Source organism: Peribacillus muralis, from assembly GCF_001439925.1.
GTDB classification, from domain to species: domain Bacteria; phylum Bacillota; class Bacilli; order Bacillales; family DSM-1321; genus Peribacillus; species Peribacillus muralis.
In genome coordinates, this window is record NZ_LMBV01000054.1 from 3,655 (window position 1) to 4,459 (window position 805).

Consider the following 805-nt stretch of genomic DNA (forward strand, 5'->3'; position numbering starts at 1 on the left):
ATCCCTCTATGTTAGGCCATTTTTGGAGCTTGCCATGTCCAATTGGCCAGCTTCTTTAAATTAATGGCAGCGAAAGTAAGCATCGCCTGCATCNATTTTTAAGTCCCCTTAAAGTAGTCCAACGCATACCATGCTTTTCTTTTGCATCTGCGAATACACACTCAATCGTTTCTTTACGTTTCGCATAGATAGGTTTTACATCTTGATGATGACGCAAATGATCTGCTTCNTTCCACATGTGTTTGCCAGATATGCCGTGTCACCACTTTTTGATAATCTTTGCTTTCTGTACACCGTGATAAAGATGGGCAGGTTGCACAGATGTGTTTGGGCGATTTGTACTCGCGATAGCCCTCTTTATTAGTTGTTGAGTACGTTAATAACTCGCCCGAAGGGCAAAGGTAACAATCAAAATGTTCATCGTATACATAGTCGTGTTTGCGGAAGAACCCTTCTTTTGTTCGAGGACGTGAATAGGGTAAAGCCGGTAGGATTTCTTTGTTAAATAGGTAGTTTGTAATTGCCGGTGTTTTATATGCTGCATCTGCGGCAACGGCTTCCGGTTTTCCAACTTTCTCAATCACTTGATCAATAAGTGGCTCTAAGACTTGACTGTCGTGTGTATTTCCAGGTGTTACAATTGTTCCTAATACAAAACCGTTGCGGTCTGCGGCCGCATGGAANTGAATAGGCAAACTGTTTTGTTCGTTCATCTTTTACATAATAACCACTCTCAGAATCCGTTGTACTTTCTTTAATCTCTTTGGTCTCTTCCTTATAAAATTTTTCTGGTGGAAAAGGCTTC

Annotated in this window: 2 pseudogenes; both read right to left on the reverse strand. The window is 41.1% G+C overall.

The features are described from left to right. Positions 1–94: 94 nt before the first annotated feature. Positions 95–229 (reverse strand): annotated as a pseudogene (locus ASU00_RS26540) (transposase); the annotation flags it as partial. Position 230: 1 nt separating this feature from the next. Next, a pseudogene (locus tag ASU00_RS26545) lies at positions 231–683 on the reverse strand (transposase); the annotation flags it as partial. Positions 684–805 lie beyond the last annotated feature (122 nt).